Source organism: Paraburkholderia sp. Cy-641, from assembly GCF_011752945.1.
Lineage (GTDB): Bacteria > Pseudomonadota > Gammaproteobacteria > Burkholderiales > Burkholderiaceae > Paraburkholderia.
In genome coordinates, this window is record NZ_VWWM01000046.1 from 1 (window position 1) to 19,848 (window position 19,848).

Consider the following 19,848-nt stretch of genomic DNA (forward strand, 5'->3'; position numbering starts at 1 on the left):
GGCCGCCACGGCAGCCGCGGCGGCGGCACCGGCAGCCGCCGCGCCGCAGGGTCACGTCGTGACGTCGCCGATGGTCGGCACGTTCTACCGCGCGCCGTCGCCGGGCGCCGATCCGTTCGTGCAGGTCGGCGACACGGTCAAGGAAGGCCAGACCATCTGCATCATCGAAGCGATGAAGCTCTTGAACGAGATCGAATCGGACAAGTCCGGCGTGGTCAAGGAAATCCTCGTCGAAAACGGCCAGGCGGTCGAATACGGCCAACCGCTGTTCGTGGTCGGCTAACGCGGCACGCACCATTCGCCGCCCGCGCGCCGCCCGTTCCGAGGCGCGCGACCGATCCTCTGCGGCAGCCGGCGTCATGACCGACCCGGCGCCCATTGATGAGTCGAAAACCCGCTATGTTTGAAAAAATCCTCATTGCCAATCGCGGCGAGATCGCGCTCCGTATCCAGCGCGCCTGCCGCGAGCTCGGCGTCAAGACGGTCGTCGTCTATTCGGAAGCCGACAAGGAAGCCAAGTACGTGAAGCTCGCCGACGAGGCGGTCTGCATCGGCCCGGCGCCTTCGAATCTGAGCTATCTGAACATGCCCGCGCTCATCAGCGCGGCCGAAGTCACCGACGCCGAAGCGATCCACCCCGGCTACGGCTTCCTCTCGGAGAACGCCGACTTCGCCGAGCGCGTCGAGCAGTCCGGCTTCACCTTCATCGGCCCGCGTCCGGAAACGATCCGCATGATGGGCGACAAGGTCACCGCCAAGCAGACCATGATCAAGACCGGCGTGCCGTGCGTGCCGGGCTCGGAAGGCGCGCTGCCAGACGATCCGAAGGAGATCGTGAAAATCGCCCGCCAGATCGGCTATCCGGTCATCATCAAGGCGGCGGGCGGCGGCGGCGGACGCGGCATGCGCGTGGTCCACACGGAAGCGGCACTCGTCAACGCGGTCAACATGACCCGCGAGGAAGCCGGCCGCGCGTTCGGCAACCCGCAGGTCTACATGGAGAAATTCCTCGAGAACCCGCGGCACATCGAAATCCAGGTGCTGTCGGACTCGTTCAGGAACGCGCTGTGGCTCGGCGAGCGCGACTGCTCGATGCAGCGCCGCCACCAGAAAGTGATCGAGGAAGCGCCGGCGCCCGGCATCGCGCGCCGCCTGATCGAGCGGATCGGCGATCGTTGCGCCGACGCCTGCAAGAAGATGGGCTACCTCGGCGCGGGCACCTTCGAGTTCCTGTACGAGAACGGCGAGTTCTACTTCATCGAGATGAACACACGCGTGCAGGTCGAGCACCCGGTCACGGAACTCATCACCGGCGTCGACATCGTGCAGGAGCAGATCCGCATCGCAGCCGGCGAGAAGCTCGTGCTCCGTCAGCGCGACATCCAGTTCCGCGGCCATGCGATCGAGTGCCGCATCAACGCCGAAGATCCGTTCAAGTTCACGCCGTCGCCGGGACGCCTGACCTCGTGGCACATGCCGGGCGGCCCCGGCATCCGCGTCGACTCGCACGCCTACAATGGTTATTTCGTGCCGCCGAACTACGATTCGATGATCGGCAAGCTGATCGCCTACGGCGCAACGCGCGAGCAGGCGATCATGCGCATGCGCATCGCGCTGTCGGAAATGGTGGTCGAAGGCATTCAGACCAACATCCCGCTGCACCGCGAACTGATGCTCGACGCGAAGTTCGTCGAAGGCGGCACGAGCATTCACTACCTCGAAAACCGGTTGGCCGCGCGTCAGCAGGTCGCGCCGGAAGAAGCGTAAGTCATGAGCTATCGGGAACTGGTCGCCGAACTGGCGCGCGAGCACGCTGAGGAACTCTCCGACGCGCTGCTCGACCTGGGTGCGCTGTCGGTCTCGGTCGAAGACGCCGACGCCGATACGCCCGACGAGCAGCCGCTCTTCGGCGAACCCGGTCTCACGCCGGATCGCACGGCCTGGCAGCGCTCGCGCGTGATCGCGCTGCTCGCGCCGGAACACGAGCCGGCCGTGCTGCTGACCGCGGCGGCCAATGAAATCGGCCTCGACGCGGCGCCGTCGTTCAGCGTGCGCGAAGTCGAGGAGCAGGATTGGGTGCGGCTCACGCAGTCGCAGTTCGATCCGATCCAGATCGGCGAGCGCATCTGGGTCGTGCCGTCCTGGCACGACGCACCGGACCCCGACGCGCTCGTGCTCGAACTGGACCCGGGCCTCGCGTTCGGCACCGGCAGCCATCCGACCACGCGCCTGTGCATGGAGTGGATCGAGCAGTCGGTCAAGGCCGGCCAGTCGGTGCTCGACTACGGCTGCGGCTCCGGCATTCTCGCGATTCTCGCGAAGAAGTGCGGCGCGAATCCGGTGATCGGCATCGACATCGATCCGCAGGCGGTCGAGTCGGCGCGCCACAACAGCGAGCGCAACCACGCCGAAGTGACCTACGGCTTGCCCGACGCGTGTCCCGTCGGCGAGTTCGACGTCGTGGTCGCCAATATCCTGTCCAATCCGCTGAAATTGATGGCGTCGATGCTCGCGTCGAAGGTGAAGCCGGGCGGGCGCATCGCGCTGTCGGGCATTCTCGCGCGCCAGGCGGACGAAGTCGCGCAGGTCTACGCGCGCTGGATCGATATCGGCGTATGGCGCGAACACGAGGGCTGGGTATGCCTCGCCGGAACGCGCCGCGAAAGCCATTAGAATAAGGCGTATTGTCAAACCAACGGCCTCAGGCTCAACGGCTCGATATGCTCCTGGCGACGCGTTGCCCCTTCTGCGAAACCGTCTTCCGTCTGCAACCGGCACAGCTTGCGCAGCGCCGCGGTCTCGTGCGCTGCGGGCATTGCCAGGAGGTGTTCGACGCCTCGGGCAGTCTGTTCGACGTCAGCGGGGGCGACGACCTCTCCACCGCCAGACCGGTCGCCGCGTCGGCCATCGAGGCGCTGGCCGGCGCACCTGAGACAAACCCCGGCGCCGAAGCGCGGGACTCGTGGGCCTCCGCGTCCGGCAGCACGCTCGATAGCCGTCTGCGTCATCACGCGGACAGCATGCAGCTCGCACCGCTACCGCTCGACAACGGCAAGAACGCGCCGTCCTCCGCCCCGACAGCCCCGACCTCTCCGACCCGTCGCGCCAGCGAACCGGAACTGCCCACCGGCGGCTTCACTGCGCCGCTGCCGCGAGATCAGGAACCAACGCTGCAGGAACCGACGCTGGCCGATGCGCCGCCCGATCCGTTTGCTTATCCGTCAGACGACGGGCTTGCGGGCGCGGCGCGGCGCATGCCGGCCGAAGCGCCGCCACCTGCCGAACCGCCTCGCGCGGCACCCGTGCCGCCGTCCGCCGACGAAGCGCCGCGCGTGTGGCACAAAACCGGGCGTGTCGAGCCATCGGCGCTGCGCGAACCGGCGGTGCCTCTGCATGGCATCCCCGATAACGAACCGCATTTCGGCGCGATCGGCTCAGGCATCGATGGCTCGGGCGTGGCCGATTTCGGCGCAGCCGCCGGCCTCGGCGAGGTAGCCGCGGCAACAGCAGCAGCAGGCGGCTCGGGCACCGGCGCGCCAGGCGGCCCCCGTCCGCCCCGCGGTCCCGCCGCGTCCAGCGGCGAGCCGTTCTCGGTCAACCCCGTCAACAGCGGCGCCGATCCGTTCCCGGTCATGCGCGAGACCCGCCCCGCCGAGAGCAAGCGTATCGGCTGGCTCGTGGCCGGCGCGATCATCGTGCCGCTACTCGTCATCGCGCTGCTTGCGCAACTCGCGTGGTGGCAGCGCGAAGCCGTGATGGTCAACGTGCCGCGCTCGCAGAGTCTTTACGCGAAGGTGTGCGCGCATCTCGGCTGCCAGTTGAGCCCGCCGCACGACATCGAGGGGCTGCTCGTCGAGCCGTCCGATCTGCGGCAGATCGACGGCCCGCACAAGCTCGAACTGAAGATGCCGTTGCACAACCGCATGAACATCGCGCTCGCCTACCCGGCGATCGAACTCACGCTGCTCGACGAGCAGAACAACGTCGCCGTGCGGCGCGTGCTGTGGCCGCAGGACTACGTGCCGCCCGGCACCGTGATCGCGGACGGCCTGCCCGCGCACGCAACGCAGACGATGATCGTGCATCTCGACACCGGCAATGCGGTGGCGTCCAATTTCCGCGTACAGATTTTTTATCCGTAACGCACCTTCACGCGCCCGCTGAGAAGCGGGCGTTCCATTGTCATTACTGACGCAATTTCGGAGCACAACATGAGTCAAGTCACGCTGGGTGGCAACCCGATCGAAGTAAGCGGCACGTTCCCGTCGGTGGGCCAGCAGGCCGCCGCGTTCTCGCTGGTCGGCCGCGACCTGAAGCCGCTGTCGCTCGCCGATTTCGCCGGCAAGCGCAAGGTGCTCAACATCGTCCCGAGCCTCGACACGCCGACCTGCGCGACGTCGACCCGCAAGTTCAACGAAGCCGCCGCGAAGCTCAGCAACACCGCTGTGATCGTCGTGTCGGGCGATCTGCCGTTCGCGGCGTCGCGCTTCTGCACGACCGAAGGCATCGAAAACGTCGTGACGGCTTCGACGTTCCGCGGCCATGAATTCGCGCAGGCGTACGGCGTCGACGTGACGAGCGGCCCGCTGACCGGCCTGACGGCGCGTGCCGTCGTCGTGATCGACGAGCACGACAAGGTCGTGCACGCGGAGCTGGTCGGCGAAATCAAGAACGAGCCGAACTACGACGCAGCACTCGCCGCGCTGAAGTAAAACCGTTCGCGCACGAGCCCGGCGCCGCGCCTTCCCGCGCGGCGCTGTCGCATCGGCGCCCCTCTTTTTCACCGTTTTTTCACAGGAACGCTCGCCTTGGCTACGCTCATCTGCGGCTCGCTCGCCTACGACAACATCATGACCTTCGAAGGCCGCTTTCGGGAGCACATCCTGCCGGAGCAGGTTCACATCCTCAACGTGAGCTTTCTCGTGCCGACCATGCGCCGCGAGTTCGGCGGCTGCGCGGGCAACATCGCCTATGCGCTGAATCTGCTCGGCGGCGACGCACGCATCATGGGCGCGATCGGCGCGGTCGACGCGCAGCTCTATCTGGACCGGCTCGCGCAGCTCGGCCTGTCGACCGAGAACGTGCTCGTCGTGCCCGACACCTACTCGGCGCAGGCGATGATCACGACCGACCTCGAGAACAATCAGATCACCGCGTTCCACCCCGGCGCGATGATGCAGTCGCATCGCAACCGCGCCGACGAAGCAGAAGGCATCACGCTCGGCATCGTGGCACCGGACGGCTACGACGGCATGGTTCAGCACTCCGAGCAACTGGCCGCCAAAGGCGTGCCGTTCATCTTCGATCCGGGCCAGGGCTTGCCGCTCTTCGACGGCGAGACGCTGCGGCGCATGATTGAACTTGCCACCTATGTCGCGGTCAACGATTACGAAGCCCGGCTCGTGAGCAACAAGACCGGCTGGTCGATCGAAGAGATCGCCAGCAAGGTCGACGCGCTGATCGTCACGCTCGGCGAAAAGGGCGCGCAGATCTATCACGGCGGCGGCATCGAAGAGATTCCGGCGGTCGAGGCAAAGCAAGTGCTCGATCCCACCGGTTGCGGCGATGCATTTCGCGGCGGCTTGCTGTACGGTATCGAGAAGGGTCTGGGCTGGGCCACCACGGGACGTCTCGCCAGTCTGCTGGGCGCATTGAAGATCGAACAGCAGGGCCCGCAAAACTACGCGCCCACCCGGGCGGAAATCAACGAGCGGTTCAAGCAGGCATTCGGATACGAGCTGCCCTGACACCGCGAGCTATGGGAGTTTGGTAATGGGAACAACGAGTCGCCTGGTCGTCGCCACCTTGATCGCCGGTTCGCTGGCCATGTCGGGCTGCGCGGTCAACAGTAGTTCTCCCGACGTTTTCACCGCCTCGCAGGCGCAGCGCGAACAGACGGTTCGCTTCGGCACGGTCGATAGCGTGCGCGCGGTACGCATCAGTTCCAACAACGGTCAGCCGAGCGGCGTCGGCGCACTGGGCGGCGCGGCGCTCGGCGCCCTCGCCGGCAGCGCGTTCGGCGGCGGACGCGGCTCGGTCGCCACCGGCATCGTCGGCGGCATTGGTGGTGCGGTGGCCGGCAATGCGATCGAGAACAACGTCGCGATGCGCGACGGCCTCGAAATCACCGTGCGGCTCGACAACGGCGACATCCGCGCGATCACGCAAACCTCGACTGGCGAAATCTTCCGCGCCGGCGACCGTGTGCGGCTGCTGTCGAGCGGCGGCGTCACGCGCGTCACGCACTGATACCACCCGCCCCTCGCGGCGACCCGCGGCGCCTGACTTGCGCGCCGCCACGACGACCCTCGCACGCATGCACCCTCACGGGTCCGTGCGTGTTTTTTTCGCCCACGGATTTTGCATACGTGCACTGCACTACGTGCGCCTGTGTGCGCCTATCTACCGCCGCTACCGTCAGCACACGCCATCACTGAACCCCAGCACGGCGCAAAAAAAATCCCGTCACCGGAAACCGGTAACGGGACATTGACCGGGTTCGCTCAACACTCGAGCGCGACCCGGTCATCGGACACATCATGATGCGATGTGTCGAATTGCCTCTGCTGCTTACGGACGGCTGCCCGTCGGGAACGGCCATGCCGCTGCCGGGTTCAGCGCGGTCTTCACCGTCGACGCCGGTGCTGCGCTCGAGACAGCAGGCGCAGCGGGAGCAGGCGCAGCCTTCTTGGCGACGGCCTTCTTCGCAGGAGCAGCCTTCTTCGCGGGCGCAGCGGCCTTCTTCGCGGCAGCCTTCTTGGCAGGTGCAGCTTTCTTCGCGGCAGCCTTTTTCGCAGGCGCGGCTTTCTTGGCAGCGGTCTTCTTCGCCGCAGCCTTCTTGGCCGGTGCTGCCTTCTTCGCAGCAGCCTTCTTAGCCGGCGCGGCCTTCTTCGCGGCAACCTTCTTCACCGCGGCTTTCTTCGCCGGTGCTGCCTTCTTCGCTGCGACCTTCTTCACCGCAACTTTCTTCGCTGCCGCCTTCTTGGCCGGCGCTGCCTTCTTCGCCGCAACCTTCTTCACCGCGACTTTCTTTGCTGCCGCCTTCTTGGCCGGCGCTGCCTTCTTCGCCGCAACCTTCTTCACTGCGACCTTCTTGGCAGCGACTTTCTTAGCCGGTGCTGCCTTCTTGGCCGGAGCTGCCTTCTTGGCTGCGGCTTTCTTCGCTGCGGGTTTCTTGGCCGCGGCTTTCTTTGCAGTTGCCATCATTTTCTCCTTCAGGTTTTCAGATGAGGTCAGTTCAAACTACACCCTTCGTCAAAACCCGCTTCCCGCGGACGCTTCTCAGGGCGCGCGCTACGAAGCGGGCTATTCATCGGCGTACGCAGATGCTGCGCGCTTACGCTAATGAATGCGGTAAGGCGCGCCGTGCCCCGAGGCACCGCGCGCCAGATATGGTCGGCATCGCAAGGCGACGCCGGCAATTGCTTGATCGGGCCGCCGGCGCTCACGCCAGCGGCTTTTTCCGGGGGGAAGTTTGCCCATCCCACTGAAGGGTCCGCAAAGTGCCTGTCATGTTTGTGGGCCGTCAAGGCACCGGGCACGCTTTGCATCAGGCCGTTCTGCTCCTAACCCAGGTTGCCGCGACACGAGCCGCGGCATCCCCATCAATGAATACATCAGCTATGCGAACCCGGCTTATTCCCAGGTCAGCGCACCGCCGGTTTGATATTCGATCACTCGCGTCTCGAAGAAATTGCGTTCCTTCTTCAGGTCGATCATCTCGCTCATCCACGGGAACGGGTTTTCCTCGTTCGGGTACAGCGGATCGAGACCGATCTGCTGGCAACGGCGGTTGCAGATGAAGCGCAGATAGCTCTTGAACATCGACGCATTGAGGCCGAGCACCCCGCGCGGCATCGTATCTTCGGCGTAGCGATATTCGAGCTCGACGGCCTGCTGGAAAATCTCGCGGATTTCCGCGCGGAACTCAGCGGTCCAGAGATGCGGGTTTTCGAGTTTGATCTGGTTGATCAGGTCGATGCCGAAATTGCAGTGCATCGACTCGTCGCGCAGGATGTACTGGTACTGCTCCGCCGCGCCGGTCATCTTGTTCTGGCGGCCGAGCGCCAGGATCTGCGTAAAGCCGACGTAGAAGAACAGGCCTTCCATCACACAGGCGAACACGATCAGCGAGCGCAGCAGCGTCTGGTCTGCTTCGAGCGTACCGGTCTTGAAGGCCGGGTCGGTCAGCACATGGATGTACGGAATCAGGAATTCGTCTTTCTCGCGGATCGACGAGACCTCGTGATACGCGTTGAAGATTTCGCCCTCGTCGAGACCGAGCGACTCGACGATGTACTGGTAAGCGTGCGTGTGGATCGCCTCTTCGAACGCCTGGCGCAGCAGGAACTGGCGGCATTCAGGCGCCGTGATGTGGCGGTAGGTGCCCAGCACGATGTTGTTAGCGGCGAGCGAGTCGGCCGTCACGAAGAAGCCCAGGTTGCGCTTGACGATGCGGCGCTCGTCTTCGGTCAGACCGTTCGGGTCTTTCCACAAGGCGATGTCGCGCGACATGTTCACTTCCTGCGGCATCCAGTGGTTGGCACAGCCGGCCAGATACTTTTCCCAGGCCCACTTGTACTTGAACGGCACCAGCTGATTGACGTCGGTCTGGCCGTTGATGATGCGCTTGTCGGCAACATTGACGCGCGCTTCGGAAGTAGCGGCAGCAGCGGCAACGTTAGGAACCGGATTGGCGGCATGAGTAACGGGAGCGACGGCGAGGTCGTTCGCGAAAACTTCTTGAGCCGAGGGAGCATGAAGAGCGGAACGCGTTCCGACTTGCGAACCGACAGCCGATCCCGCAGCGTTGCGCAACACGTTCGGTTGCGTCGCGCTCGAGGGAGTTACGGCAGTGATCTCGTCATCCCAGTTGAGCATAAATGTCACCATCAATTTAGAACGGTTTGTACCATCTTTTCACGAGCGATAAAAGAGTTCGTTCATGAAAATTCCTGTTTTCGATTCGCGTTGCTACGTTCATACAACACTTTGTTCGACATGCTGCGTGCGATGCGTCGAGTGAGGCGTATCGAATGCGTGTTGAACATGCGTTGTCGAGGTACTTCGCGAACTCGAAGAGCAACGTTTCGTCACGACGTTTCGCTGCTCTATCTATCTGTATTGCGCAGTGCGTTCGCGGCATCCGTTGATCGATCGATGCCGCGCGAGCCGCTCATCGCGAGCGTCGGCGGTGAGCTGTGTTGGCCGTCTTGCGTCGGCGCTGGCGAGTGAAGCTCGATGTGGTGTCGAGCGATGCGTGCGGCTGCCGACGTTGCTCGCTTCCTGACTCGCTTCCTTGCTCGCCTCGTCGAGCGAGGCGTTCGCCGGACACCGTGTTGCGCGCACTGTCGTGCGCTTCGTCCGCTGTTGCTGACCGCTCTGCCGACTGTCTTGCTCACTTCGGTGCTGCTTCGCTACTTCGATGAGCGGCGAGACTTCGATCCTGCTCGCCGCTCATCGGCCTGCTGCTACTTCATCTGCGCGCGGTGCGCTGCTCGCCGCATGCGGGTCATCACCTACGACCTCGCTCGCATTGAGCAAGCAGCGCTCCCGCTGCCTGCCGTCCGCTTACTGGCAAGCCTCGCACTCGTCGAAGCCAGGGTCGCCCGGACGCATCATGCACACCGGACCCTCTGCTTCGGGTGCCGAAGCAACTGCTTCGACCGCTGCCGATGCCGCCGACGAAGCCGCAGCCTGGAAGCCCCCCGCTGCGCCACCCGCCGCACCGCCGCTCACGCCGAAGCCGCCGGCTGCACCGCCCGCCGCGCCGCCTGCGCCGCCCGAGCCTTCGTGACCCGAGCTCACCGCGTTCAGCGCGCCGTGCGCAACCGTCGACTTCTCGACGTGCGTCGCCGCCATCGTGCGCAGGTAGTAGGTCGTCTTCAGACCGCGCACCCAGGCGAGCTTGTAGATCTCGTCGAGCTTCTTGCCCGATGCGCCCGCCATGTAGATGTTCAGCGACTGCGCCTGGTCGATCCACTTCTGACGACGCGACGCCGCCTCGACGAGCCACACCGGATCGACTTCGAACGCGGTCGCGTAGATCGCGCGCAGGTCGGCCGGGATGCGGTCGATGCGCGAGAGCGTGCCGTCGAAGTACTTGAGGTCGGCGACCATCACTTCGTCCCACAGGCCGCGCGCCTTCAGGTCACGCACGAGGTAGTCGTTGACCACGGTGAATTCGCCAGACAGATTCGACTTCACGTAGAGGTTCTGGTACGTCGGCTCGATACATGCCGACACGCCGATGATGTTCGAGATCGTCGCGGTCGGCGCGATCGCCACGCAGTTCGAGTTGCGCATGCCGTAGGTCGCGATGCGCGAGCGCAGCGCCGCCCAGTCCATCGACTCGCTCGCATCGACTTCGACGTAGCCGCCGCGCGCCTGCTCGAGCAGCTTCACCGAGTCTTGCGGAAGGATGCCGCGATCCCACAGCGAACCGCGGTAGCTCGAATAGCGGCCGCGCTCTTCGGCGAGCTCGGTCGACGCGTAGTACGCGTAGTAGCAGACCGCTTCCATCGAGCGATCGGCGAACTCGACCGCTTCCTGCGACGCGTACGGCGTGCGCAGCACGTGCAGGCAGTCCTGGAAGCCCATGATGCCCATGCCGACCGGACGATGCTTGAGGTTCGAGTTACGCGCCTTGGCGACCGCGTAGTAGTTGATGTCGATCACGTTGTCGAGCATGCGCATCGCGACGCTGACCGTGCGCTTCAGCTTGTCGTGGTCGAGCGCGAGCGTGCCGTCGGCCTGCTCCTTCAGGTGCGCGACGAGATTCACCGAGCCGAGGTTGCAGACGGCGATTTCGGCGTCGCTCGTGTTCAGCGTGATTTCCGTGCACAGGTTCGACGAGTGAACGACGCCGACGTGCTGCTGCGGCGAGCGCACGTTGCACGGATCCTTGAACGTGATCCACGGATGGCCGGTTTCGAACAGCATGCCGAGCATCTTGCGCCACAGCTGCGCCGCCGGAATCTTCTTGAACAGCTTGATCTCGCCGCGCGCGACCTTGTCTTCGTAAGCCGTGTAAGCCGCTTCGAACTCGGCGCCGAACTTGTCGTGCAGGTCCGGGCAGGTGGACGGCGAGAACAGCGTCCAGTCGCCGCCTTCCATCACGCGCTTCATGAACAGGTCGGGAATCCAGTTCGCGGTGTTCATGTCGTGCGTGCGGCGACGGTCGTCGCCGGTGTTCTTGCGCAGCTCGAGGAATTCCTCGATGTCGAGGTGCCACGATTCGAGGTACGCGCACACCGCGCCCTTGCGCTTGCCGCCCTGGTTCACGGCGACCGCCGTGTCGTTGACGACCTTCAGGAACGGCACGACACCTTGCGACTTGCCGTTGGTGCCCTTGATGTGCGAGCCGAGCGCACGCACGCGCGTCCAGTCGTTGCCGAGGCCGCCCGCGAACTTCGAGAGCAGCGCGTTTTCCTTGAGCGCTTCGTAGATGCCGTCGAGGTCGTCGTCGACCGTGGTCAGGTAGCACGACGACAGTTGCGAGCGGCGCGTGCCCGAGTTGAACAGCGTCGGCGTCGAGCTCATGAAGTCGAAGCTCGACAGCACGTTGTAGAACTCGATCGCGCGCGCTTCGCGGTCGATCTCGTTGAGCGCGAGGCCCATCGACACACGCATAAAGAATGCCTGCGGCATCTCGATGCGCACGTTGTCGTGATGCAGGAAGTAGCGGTCATACAGCGTCTGCAGACCGAGGTAGCCGAACTGCAGGTCGCGATTCGCGTCGAGCGCGGCGCCGAGACGCTTCAGGTCGAACTGCAGCAGCTTGTCGTCGAGCAGTTCCGCCTGCACGCCGCGCTTGATGAACTGCGGGAAGTACTCGGCGTAGCGCTCGCCCATTTCGGCTTGCGTCACTTCTTCTTCGAGAATCTCGCGGCGGATCGTGTGCAGCAGGATGCGCGCGGTGACCTGGCTGTAGGCCGGGTCCTTTTCGATCATCGTGCGCGCGGCGAGGATGGCCGAGTCGTACACCTGGCTCATCGGCACGCCGTCGTACAGGTTCTTCACCGTTTCCGCGACGATCGGCTCGGCGCTCACCGCCTCGCCGAGATTCGCGCACGCCGACTCGATGATGCCGCGCAGCGCCGCCATGTCGAGCGGACGCGTGACGCCGTTGTCGGTCACGTTCAGGCCCGGCGTGCTGCCCGCGCCGGCCTGCTCGTCGTGCACGCGCGCCTGGTTGCGCTTCTCGCGGTACAGCACGTAGGCACGCGCGACGTTGTGTTCGCCGCCGCGCATCAGCGCGAGTTCGACCTGATCCTGAATGTCTTCGATATGGAACGTGCCGCCGTTCGGGCGGCTGCGCACGAGCGCGCGCACCACGCTCTGCGTCAGTTGCTCGACCAGTTCGCGCACCCGCGCCGACGCCGCGCCCTGACCGCCGTTGACGGCGAGGAACGCCTTCGTCACGGCGATCGCGATTTTCGACGGCTCGAACGCCACCACGCTGCCGTTGCGGCGGATCACCTTGTAGTCGGCGTAGCTGGTGTGCGGCGCGAGCGCCTGCGCGCTCTGTGCCTGGCCGAAGGCCTGGCCAGCCGGTGAGCCCTCGTAGCGGGTCGTCGCGTTGTCGGTGGTTTGCATGTGCAAAGCTCCTGGTCCTGGAAATTGCGGCGAGTGCCGCGGATTAAATCGAACGCCGCGCCGCCGCGAGCGCGTGCGATGAGATACAGGAAGGCCGGCTACGCCGGTTGGCGGGATGCGACTGCGATGAGGCCTAGTTCGATTTGATGTCGGTCGTCATCGAGCATGTCGCGATCACTGGCTGGTCCTTTCCTGAATGCGTCTGGATGCGGCCGGAGATCCCCTTACCCGCCGCGCCCCAGGAATTTTTCGCTGCCTGGAATGCTTGCGGCGCCATGCTCGAAGAGCGGGGCGCCGCAGACTTATACACCCGGTTATTCACATGGTTATGCACAACCAACACAAGATATAGTGCGAAACCGGGTTTATGGCACCAAGTATAGTGGAGATTCGAGACAGGTCAAACCGTTTTATTTGCTTTCGAAGTCTTGACTTTTCTGGTCGCGCGCGCAAAAGGCATCGCGTGCGGAACGAGGCGGCGCCTTGTTCCGCGCGCTTTACACGAGATTGCGCGAAGGATCGCGGAAGGCCGTTTACCGGCCCGCGGAAAACTTGAGATAGGGGAAATACCGAGCATCGAGCGAGGTGTCGCGCTGCAGTCGCGGCCACTCGAAATGCGGACCGGGATCGGTCTTGCGGCCGGGCGCGATGTCGGAGTGACCGGCGAGCGCGTCGATCGGATAGCGTGCCTTCAAAGCGCTCACGAGCGCGGCGAGCGTGCGGTATTGCGCCGCTTCGAAGGCGGTGGTGTCGCTGCCTTCGAGCTCGATGCCGATCGAGAAATCATTGCAGCGCTCGCGGTCGAAAAAATTCGACGGCCCCGCGTGCCACGCGCGCTCGTTGCACGACACGAACTGTTCGAGCGCGCCGTCGCGATGAATCACGAAATGCGCGGACACGCGCACGCCGCGCAGATGCGTGTCGTAGTACGGATGCGCATCGCAGTCGAGCGTGTTCTGGAACAGCTCGGCGATCGCGGTGCCGCCGAACTCGTTCGGCGGCAGGCTGATGTTGTGGACGACGATCAGCGTCGGCACGGCACCTTGCGGCCGCGCTTCGAAATTCGGCGAGGGCAGCTTGCGCGCGGCGGAAACCCAACCGTCGGCATCGACGGCGAACGCGACGCTCATCGGGCGTCGCGGCCGCTCGGACGCGCGCCGTGACGCTGCGCGTGCGCGGCGCAGCAGAAGGTCTGCCCCGCCACGCTCACCGAGTCGCTCTGCGGCGCATGCACGCCGCACTCGACGCAGCGGATCATCGGCTCGGCAAGCTGCGGCTGCCCGTTGGACGAACCTGCGCCGTTATTCGCGGCGTTGGCACCGCTGTTCGCACCATTCGCACCGGCGCCCGTGCGTTGCGCGGTTTGCGCGTCGTGACGGCGCAGCGCCTTCACGAGCCATTGACCGACGATGAACAGCAGGATCAGCAAAAAGATTTGTCGCATGGTGACACGCTCACACTACAGGCCGGTGCAACAGCACCTCGAAAACAAAACGGCTGCCGACGTACGCGAGCAACAGCGCGACGAACGAGGCCAGCACCCAGCGCAATGCTGCACGGCCGCGCCACCCGGATACCTTGCGCGCGGTCAGCAGCGCGCCGAACATCACCCACGAGAGAATCGCGAACACGGTCTTGTGATCGAGCCGCAACGCGCGGTCGATCAGTTGCTCGCTGAACAGGATGCCCGAGACGAGCGTCAGCGTGAGCAGCACGAAGCCGGCGCCGATCAGACGGAACAGCAGCTTTTCGAGCGTAAGCAGCGGCGGCAGCGTGTCGAGCCAGCTCGACCACCAGCCGTTGCCGGCCGCCGCATGCCGTTGCGCGAGACCGCCGCGCATCGCATGCAGACGCCGCTCGACCGCGAGCATCAGGATCGCGTGCAGTGCCGCGATCGCGAACAGACCGTAGGCGATGTTCGCGATCAGGAAGTGCAGCTTGAACATCGGCGCGGCCGCATACGGCAGCACGCGCACCCCGCCGAACGCGAGCGGCAGCAGCGACGCGACGCAGGCGAGCGGCAACACGAGCAGCCGCAAGCCGTCGAGCGGGAAGAAGAAACTCTCGATCCAGTAGATGCCGGCGCCGAGCCAGAACATCGCCGACAGCGCGAACGCGAAGCCGAACACCATCGCGTTCTGCGGGAAGATCGTGGTATGCAGCAGCACGCCGTGAGCGAGCAGCGCGACGCACAGGAGCGCGCGCCCGGGCACGCTCATACCGGTGGCGACCGAAGCGCCCGTGCCGGCGGCATTGACAGGCAACGGCGGGGACAACGGCGGCACGCTCTCGAGCAGCGGGCGCGCGGCCGCGTGCCGGTGCGAGCGCCAGCCGGCCACGGCGAGGCCGCCGTAGAGAAACGCGGTGAGGGCATACAGTACAATATCCATATTCGAAGTTTACACTAGGGCCCTGCTCCGCGACGTCTTGCGCTTCGCGCGCTGCGCGGGCCCCACCGTTCATCGCTCCCCATGCTCGACAATCTGACTCAACGGATGGCGCGCGTCGTCAAGACGCTGCGCGGCGAAGCCCGGCTCACCGAGGCGAACACCCAGGAAATGCTGCGCGAAGTGCGTCTCGCACTGCTCGAGGCCGACGTGGCGCTGCCCGTCGTGCGCGAGTTCATCGCCAAGGTCAAGGAGAAGGCGCTCGGCGAGGAAGTGATCGCCAGCCTGTCGCCGGGCCAGGCGCTCGTCGGCGTCGTGCAGCGCGAGCTGACCGCGGTGATCGGCGGCGACTACGAAGGCAAGGCCGCCGAGCTCAACCTCGCCGTCACGCCGCCCGCGATCATCCTGATGGCGGGTCTGCAAGGTGCCGGCAAGACGACCACGGTCGGCAAGCTCGCCAAGCTCTTGCGCGAGAAGTACAAGAAGAAGGTGCTGACGGTTTCGTGCGACGTCTATCGGCCCGCCGCTATCGCCCAGCTGAAAACGGTGACCGAGCAGGTCGGCGCGGACTTCTTCCCGTCCGAGCCCGACCAGAAGCCGGTCGATATCGCGCGCGCCGCGGTGGACTGGGCCAGGCGCCATTACCACGACGTGCTGCTCGTCGACACGGCCGGCCGTCTCGGTATCGACGAAGCGATGATGAACGAAATCGCCGCGCTGCACGCCGAACTGAAGCCGGCCGAAACGCTGTTCGTCGTCGACGCGATGCTCGGCCAGGACGCGGTCAATACCGCGAAGGCGTTCAGCGACGCGCTGCCGCTCACCGGCGTCGTGCTCACCAAGCTTGACGGCGATTCGCGCGGGGGCGCGGCGCTGTCGGTGCGTCACGTGACGGGCAAGCCGGTCAAGTTCGTCGGCGTGGCCGAAAAGCTCGACGGCCTCGAAGTGTTCCACCCGGACCGCATGGCAAGCCGGATTCTCGGCATGGGCGACATCCTCGCGCTCGTCGAGGAAGCGCAGCGCGGCGTCGACGTGCAGGCCGCGCAGAAGCTCGCCGACAAGGTCAAGAAAGGCGGCGACTTCGACCTCAACGACTTCCGCGCGCAGCTCACGCAAATGAAAGGCATGGGCGGCCTGTCGTCGCTGATGGACAAGCTGCCCGCGCAGTTCCAGCAGGCCGCGGCCGGCGCCGACATGAGCCAGGCCGAGAAGCAGATGCGCCGCATGGAAGGCATCATCAACTCGATGACGCCGGCCGAGCGCGCCAAGCCCGAGCTGATCAAGGCGACGCGCAAGCGCCGCATCGCCGCGGGTGCGGGCGTGCAGGTGCAGGAAGTCAACCGCATGCTGAACCAGTACGAGCAGATGCGCACGATGATGAAGAAGCTCAAGGGCGGCAATCTGCAGAAGATGATGCGCGGCATGAAAGGCATGCTGCCCGGCATGCGCTAAGCTTGATGGGGACGGTCGCGCACGCCACGCGCGCAAACGCCGTGGCATCGTGCGGCTGACGCCGGGTTCGCGCGGGTTTATATTCTCTAGCGCACGGCGCCGTCCCCGACCGGAACGTCCCACGGGATGTTCCCACTCACTCTATATGTATACAGTTACCGCCCGTTAGACGTCATGAACCGCGAAGAAGCCCTCCATATTTTTCAACACTCCGAAGAGATCGTTTCGGCCTCGGACGTCAACGCATCGATCGCCGGCATGGCAACCGCCATCCGCAACGAGATGAGCGAGGACTTCCCGCTCGTGCTGTCGGTGATGGGCGGTGCCGCGGTGTTCACCGGCATGCTGCTGCCGCACCTCGATTTCCCGCTCGAATTCGACTACATCCACCTCACGCGCTACCGCAATACGACGAAAGGCAGCGACGAGATGCAATGGCGCGTCGCTCCGGCCGAGTCGGTCAAGGATCGCGTCGTGCTCGTGCTCGACGACATCCTCGACGAAGGCGAGACGATGGCCGCGATCCGCGACCGCATCCTCGCGATGGGCGCGAAGCGCTTCCTGTCGGCGGTGCTGTGCGAGAAGATCATTCCGAAGGCGAAGCCGCTGCGCCCCGACTACTGCGGCTTCGAGGTGCCGGACCGCTACGTGTTCGGCTGCGGGATGGATGCGAAGGGGTACTGGCGCAACCTGCCGACCATCCGGGCGTTGACCGAGGGGGCGTAAGTCGCGCACTGGCGCCTCGGCGCTCCGGCGTAAAAAAAGCAGCCTGTGTTGGCTGCTTTTTTTATGGCTGCATCGGCGACAGGTGGCCTACCGACTCCCGCGTCATAGCTGGTGCACGAAAGAGCGAATCCCGCCGAGCATCATCTCGACCGAGATCGCCACGAGCACGAGCCCCATCAGTCGCTCGAACGCCGCCATCACGCGTTCGCCGAGCCAGGCCTGGATGCGCTCGGCGAGCATCAGCACGATCGCGCAGACGATCATCGTAACGGTCAGCGCGCCGATCCACTCGAACGTCTTGCCCGGCGCCTGCGAGGTCAGCAGCATCACCGTCGCCAGTGCCGACGGGCCGGCCAGCGCCGGAATCGCGAGCGGCACGATGAGCGGTTCGCCGCCGCGCGCGTCCCCGCCGAACGGGCCGTCCGGATGCGGAAACACCATGCGCAGCGCGATCAGGAACAGCACGATCCCGCCGCCGATCCGCAACGACAGGTCGCTGAGGCTCATCATGCGCAGAAAGCCCTGCCCGAGCACCATGAACACCAGCAGGATTGCAAACGCGATCGCGACCTCGCGCAGGATCACGACCGTGCGGCGCTCGGGCGCCACGCCCTGCAGACAGCTGACGAAGATCGGGATGTTGCCGAGCGGATCGGTAATCAGGATCAGCAGCACGGTCGCCGACAGAAAGGTGTACTCCACCGCTCGCTCCGCCTGGTACGCCCGCTCAGCTCACTCGCTTAATGCGCGAGTGCCGCGCGCACTTTGTCGATCACGGTCTGCGCCGCGCTCTCGACCTGCAGCAGCGTCGCTTCGGCATCGCGGCGGCCCTGGTATTCGAGCTTGCCGTCCTTCAGGCCACGGTCGCCGATCACGAGACGATGCGGCACGCCGATCAGCTCCCAGTCGGCGAACATGACGCCCGGACGCTCGCCGCGATCGTCGAGGATCACGTCGATGCCGGCCGCGACGAGTTCCGCGTACAGCTTGTCGGCCTGCTCGCGCACCGCGTCGCTGCGGTCATAGCCCATCGGGCACAGCACGACCTCGAACGGCGCGATCGACTCCGGCCAGATGATGCCCTTGTCGTCGAAATTCTGTTCGATCGCCGCGCCGAGAATACGCGTGATGCCGATGCCGTAGCAGCCCATTTCCATCGGCCGCGGCTTGCCGGTTTCGTCGAGGCAGGTCGCGTCCATCGCTTCCGAATACTTGGTGCCGAGCTGGAACACGTGGCCCACTTCGATGCCGCGGCAGATGTCGAGCACGCCCTTGCCGTCCGGCGACGGATCGCCCTTCTTCACGTTGCGAATATCGGCGACGACCGGCTCCGGCAGATCGCGGCCCCAGTTCACGCCGGTGGTGTGATAGTCGACCTCGTTCGAGCCGACCACGAAGTCGCTCATGTTCGCGACGGTGCAGTCCGCGATCACCTTGACCGGCTTCTTCGTGTTGATCGGACCGAGATAACCCGGCGGCGTGCCGAACGTTTCGATGATCTCGGCTTCGGTCGCCATGCGGAAGTCGGCGAGACCGGGCAGCTTGGCGGCCTTGATCTCGTTCAGGTCGTGGTCGCCGCGCAGCATCAGCAGCCAGATGGTCGGCTCAGCGCCTTCGTTTTCGGTGGCGAGAATGATCGACTTGATCGTGCGCTCGAGCGGGATGTTCAGCAGTTCGGCGACGGCCTCGCACTTCGCCTTGCCCGGCGTGGCGGTCTTCTTCATGTCCTCGGCGGGCGCCGCGCGCTGCGCGATGAGTGGCAGCGCTTCGGCCGCTTCGACGTTCGCGGCGAAGTCGGAAGTCGGGCAATAAGCGATGGCGTCCTCGCCGGTGTCGGCGATCACGTGGAATTCGTGCGAGCCGCTGCCGCCGATCGAGCCGTTGTCCGCCGCGACCGCGCGGAACTCGAGCCCGAGGCGCGTAAAGATGCGCACGTACGCGTCGTACATCTTGCGATACGACTCGCGCAAACCTTCGATGTCCTTGTCGAACGAGTACGCGTCTTTCATGATGAACTCACGGCCGCGCATCACGCCGAAACGCGGACGGATTTCATCGCGGAACTTCGTCTGGACCTGATAGAAGTTGACCGGCAACTGACGGTAGCTCCTGATCTGGTTGCGCGCGATGTCGGTCACGACTTCCTCGTGCGTCGGCCCCATCACGAAGTCGGCCTGCTTACGGTCCTTGAAGCGCAGCAGCTCGGGGCCGTACTTCTCCCAGCGGCCCGATTCCTGCCACAGCTCGGCCGGCTGCACCGCCGGCATCAGGAGTTCGATGGCGCCCGCCCGGTTCATTTCCTCGCGCACGATGGCTTCCACCTTGCGGATCGAACGCAGCCCGACCGGCAGGTAATTGTAGATACCGCCGGCGACGCGGCGGATCATGCCGGCGCGCACCATGAGCTTGTGGCTGACGATCTCGGCGTCGGCAGGAGCTTCCTTGAGCGTGCCGATAAAGAAACGGGAGGCTTTCATTCAGATTGTCCAAAAGCGGCGGCTCCGGAGGGACCGCCCGAAAAGGTGAAAACGTTGGGGAAATCGATACAGATCCGCCGCCGGGAGCACCGTTCGCCCGACCGGCGGCACCCAGCCCCGCACGGCGCCGCAACCGCCGCGCGCAGCCTTCGCACAAGGGACATGGCACGGGAAACCGACAGGCTACCGCAAACACGGGCCCATTGCGG

The 19,848-nt window shown here is 65.0% G+C and carries 18 protein-coding genes; 9 read left to right on the plus strand and 9 right to left on the minus strand.

Translation table 11 applies throughout. The annotated features are described in order from the left end of the window. From accB to F3J20_RS22945, 7 genes are all read left to right on the plus strand, one after another. Nucleotides 1-283: acetyl-CoA carboxylase biotin carboxyl carrier protein (accB, locus tag F3J20_RS22915; protein WP_167284618.1), on the plus strand; the 283-nt coding region annotated here is incomplete at its 5' end. 116 nt (nt 284-399) lie between these two features. Then, nucleotides 400-1,767: an acetyl-CoA carboxylase biotin carboxylase subunit gene (gene accC / locus F3J20_RS22920; RefSeq protein WP_167048776.1), complete on the plus strand. Its 1,368-nt coding sequence runs from the start codon at nt 400-402 to the stop codon at nt 1,765-1,767. Between the two features lie 3 nt (nt 1,768-1,770). Next, a complete protein-coding gene (gene prmA, locus F3J20_RS22925; protein WP_167284619.1) occupies nt 1,771-2,673 on the plus strand; it encodes a 50S ribosomal protein L11 methyltransferase in 903 nt (300 codons plus the stop codon). Between the two features lie 47 nt (nt 2,674-2,720). Further along, nucleotides 2,721-4,142 (plus strand): zinc-ribbon and DUF3426 domain-containing protein, encoded by a 1,422-nt coding sequence (locus F3J20_RS22930; protein WP_167284620.1) that lies wholly within the window; start codon nt 2,721-2,723, stop codon nt 4,140-4,142. A 69-nt stretch (nt 4,143-4,211) separates the two neighbouring features. Beyond that, nucleotides 4,212-4,712: a thiol peroxidase gene (gene tpx, locus F3J20_RS22935; RefSeq protein WP_167048770.1), complete on the plus strand. Its 501-nt coding sequence runs from the start codon at nt 4,212-4,214 to the stop codon at nt 4,710-4,712. A 96-nt stretch (nt 4,713-4,808) separates the two neighbouring features. After that, on the plus strand, nt 4,809-5,747 hold the full coding sequence (locus tag F3J20_RS22940; RefSeq protein ID WP_167048768.1) for a carbohydrate kinase family protein: 939 nt from the start codon (nt 4,809-4,811) through the stop codon (nt 5,745-5,747). Nucleotides 5,748-5,772: 25 nt separating this feature from the next. Then, entirely contained in the window at nt 5,773-6,249 is a 477-nt protein-coding gene (locus F3J20_RS22945; RefSeq protein ID WP_167048766.1) for a glycine zipper 2TM domain-containing protein, read from the plus strand. Nucleotides 6,250-6,570: 321 nt separating this feature from the next. Here F3J20_RS22945 and F3J20_RS22950 read toward each other — a convergent pair whose 3' ends face one another. The 7 genes from F3J20_RS22950 to ccsA form a co-directional block, all read right to left on the minus strand. Next, on the minus strand, nt 6,571-7,203 hold the full coding sequence (locus F3J20_RS22950) for a histone H1-like DNA-binding protein (RefSeq protein ID WP_167048848.1): 633 nt from the start codon (nt 7,201-7,203) through the stop codon (nt 6,571-6,573). 29 nt (nt 7,204-7,232) lie between these two features. Then, nucleotides 7,233-7,550: a hypothetical protein gene (locus F3J20_RS22955; protein WP_167048764.1), complete on the minus strand. Its 318-nt coding sequence runs from the start codon at nt 7,548-7,550 to the stop codon at nt 7,233-7,235. An 85-nt stretch (nt 7,551-7,635) separates the two neighbouring features. After that, nucleotides 7,636-8,880 carry a ribonucleotide-diphosphate reductase subunit beta gene (locus F3J20_RS22960; RefSeq protein WP_167048762.1) on the minus strand — a complete coding sequence of 415 codons (1,245 nt, stop codon included), beginning with the start codon at nt 8,878-8,880 and terminating at the stop codon, nt 7,636-7,638. A 690-nt stretch (nt 8,881-9,570) separates the two neighbouring features. Next, nucleotides 9,571-12,597, minus strand: coding sequence for a ribonucleoside-diphosphate reductase subunit alpha (locus tag F3J20_RS22965; RefSeq protein ID WP_167284621.1), 3,027 nt, complete (start codon nt 12,595-12,597; stop codon nt 9,571-9,573). Nucleotides 12,598-13,130: 533 nt separating this feature from the next. After that, entirely contained in the window at nt 13,131-13,727 is a 597-nt protein-coding gene (ampD, locus tag F3J20_RS22970; protein WP_167048758.1) for a 1,6-anhydro-N-acetylmuramyl-L-alanine amidase AmpD, read from the minus strand. Further along, complete coding sequence (locus tag F3J20_RS22975) at nt 13,724-14,041, minus strand: PP0621 family protein (protein WP_167048756.1); 318 nt, start codon at nt 14,039-14,041, stop codon at nt 13,724-13,726. The genes ampD and F3J20_RS22975 overlap by 4 nt, the downstream gene beginning before the upstream one ends. Before the next feature lie 10 nt (nt 14,042-14,051). Further along, nucleotides 14,052-14,987, minus strand: coding sequence for a cytochrome c biogenesis protein CcsA (ccsA, locus tag F3J20_RS22980; protein WP_167284622.1), 936 nt, complete (start codon nt 14,985-14,987; stop codon nt 14,052-14,054). A gap of 81 nt (nt 14,988-15,068) precedes the next feature. Here ccsA and ffh point away from each other — a divergent pair, with 81 nt between their 5' ends. Beyond that, nucleotides 15,069-16,436 (plus strand): signal recognition particle protein, encoded by a 1,368-nt coding sequence (gene ffh, locus F3J20_RS22985; RefSeq protein ID WP_167048743.1) that lies wholly within the window; start codon nt 15,069-15,071, stop codon nt 16,434-16,436. Between the two features lie 174 nt (nt 16,437-16,610). Next, complete coding sequence (locus F3J20_RS22990; RefSeq protein WP_167048741.1) at nt 16,611-17,162, plus strand: hypoxanthine-guanine phosphoribosyltransferase; 552 nt, start codon at nt 16,611-16,613, stop codon at nt 17,160-17,162. A 102-nt stretch (nt 17,163-17,264) separates the two neighbouring features. On the opposite strand, the gene F3J20_RS22995 is transcribed toward F3J20_RS22990, so the two are convergent. Together F3J20_RS22995 and F3J20_RS23000 are read right to left on the minus strand one after the other, a co-directional pair. Continuing rightward, entirely contained in the window at nt 17,265-17,864 is a 600-nt protein-coding gene (locus F3J20_RS22995; protein WP_167048739.1) for a MarC family protein, read from the minus strand. 38 nt (nt 17,865-17,902) lie between these two features. Further along, the gene (locus F3J20_RS23000) at nt 17,903-19,639 is read right to left on the minus strand and encodes a proline--tRNA ligase (RefSeq protein ID WP_167284623.1); all 1,737 of its coding nucleotides are present in this window, start codon (nt 19,637-19,639) and stop codon (nt 17,903-17,905) included. Between the last annotated feature and the right edge of the window lie 209 nt (nt 19,640-19,848).

Bases quoted from the DNA above. Each gene is read 5' to 3' on its own strand.
- accC (WP_167048776.1), top strand. From the start codon at position 400: ATGTTTGAAAAAATCCTCATTGCCAATCGCGGCGAGATCGCGCTCCGT.
- prmA (WP_167284619.1), top strand. From the start codon at position 1,771: ATGAGCTATCGGGAACTGGTCGCCGAACTGGCGCGCGAGCACGCTGAG.
- F3J20_RS22930 (WP_167284620.1), top strand. From the start codon at position 2,721: ATGCTCCTGGCGACGCGTTGCCCCTTCTGCGAAACCGTCTTCCGTCTG.
- tpx (WP_167048770.1), top strand. From the start codon at position 4,212: ATGAGTCAAGTCACGCTGGGTGGCAACCCGATCGAAGTAAGCGGCACG.
- F3J20_RS22945 (WP_167048766.1), top strand. From the start codon at position 5,773: ATGGGAACAACGAGTCGCCTGGTCGTCGCCACCTTGATCGCCGGTTCG.
- F3J20_RS22950 (WP_167048848.1), bottom strand. From the start codon at position 7,203: ATGGCAACTGCAAAGAAAGCCGCGGCCAAGAAACCCGCAGCGAAGAAA.
- F3J20_RS22955 (WP_167048764.1), bottom strand. From the start codon at position 7,550: ATGCAAAGCGTGCCCGGTGCCTTGACGGCCCACAAACATGACAGGCAC.
- F3J20_RS22960 (WP_167048762.1), bottom strand. From the start codon at position 8,880: ATGCTCAACTGGGATGACGAGATCACTGCCGTAACTCCCTCGAGCGCG.
- F3J20_RS22965 (WP_167284621.1), bottom strand. From the start codon at position 12,597: ATGCAAACCACCGACAACGCGACGACCCGCTACGAGGGCTCACCGGCT.
- ampD (WP_167048758.1), bottom strand. From the start codon at position 13,727: ATGAGCGTCGCGTTCGCCGTCGATGCCGACGGTTGGGTTTCCGCCGCG.
- F3J20_RS22975 (WP_167048756.1), bottom strand. From the start codon at position 14,041: ATGCGACAAATCTTTTTGCTGATCCTGCTGTTCATCGTCGGTCAATGG.
- ccsA (WP_167284622.1), bottom strand. From the start codon at position 14,987: ATGGATATTGTACTGTATGCCCTCACCGCGTTTCTCTACGGCGGCCTC.
- ffh (WP_167048743.1), top strand. From the start codon at position 15,069: ATGCTCGACAATCTGACTCAACGGATGGCGCGCGTCGTCAAGACGCTG.
- F3J20_RS22990 (WP_167048741.1), top strand. From the start codon at position 16,611: ATGAACCGCGAAGAAGCCCTCCATATTTTTCAACACTCCGAAGAGATC.
- F3J20_RS23000 (WP_167284623.1), bottom strand. From the start codon at position 19,639: ATGAAAGCCTCCCGTTTCTTTATCGGCACGCTCAAGGAAGCTCCTGCC.